Source organism: Streptococcus oralis (assembly GCF_004127215.1).
GTDB classification, from domain to species: domain Bacteria; phylum Bacillota; class Bacilli; order Lactobacillales; family Streptococcaceae; genus Streptococcus; species Streptococcus oralis_BD.
Map to the genome: position 1 here is coordinate 1 of NZ_QEWJ01000113.1, position 411 is coordinate 411.

General features: G+C 67.4%; 2 protein-coding genes. Both read left to right on the forward strand.

Features of this window, described 5'->3' with window-relative positions; genetic code table 11:
• Positions 1 to 195, forward strand: a 195-nt coding sequence (locus DF216_RS10890; RefSeq protein ID WP_206280087.1) for a hypothetical protein, incomplete at its 5' end; no start/stop codon positions are given.
• Complete coding sequence (locus DF216_RS10600; protein ID WP_206280088.1) at positions 196 to 366, forward strand: hypothetical protein; 171 nt, start codon at positions 196 to 198, stop codon at positions 364 to 366.
• Positions 367 to 411 lie beyond the last annotated feature (45 nt).

Here is a 411-nt window from a genome sequence, read left to right on the forward strand (position 1 = left end):
CGGTGGCGGGTGCCGGCACTGGCGTTCGCCACCGGGCACTGGGCCTTGCACTCGTTGAGCCACCTGATCGACACCAACCATGCCGCGGGCACCTGGGTCGGCTGGCTGGAGGCCGCGGGACTGGTCCTGACCACAGCTCTGCTGGCAATAGCGTTGCGGAGCAGCATTTCCGACGACAAGGCAGGAGCACGATAGATGCGCGTCCTGGTCGCAGGGGCAACCAGTGTCCCGGGGATTCCGTTGTTGCGTGAGCTCAACGCGCGCGGGCATGACGTGATCGGCGTGACGCGCTCGTCGGGTAAAGCTGACCAGATCTCGGCCGCGGGCGCCAAGCCGGTGGTGGCAGACGTGCTCGATGCCGGCTAGATCGACTCGGTGCTCGCCGAATTCGCGCCGGAGACGGTGGTGAGC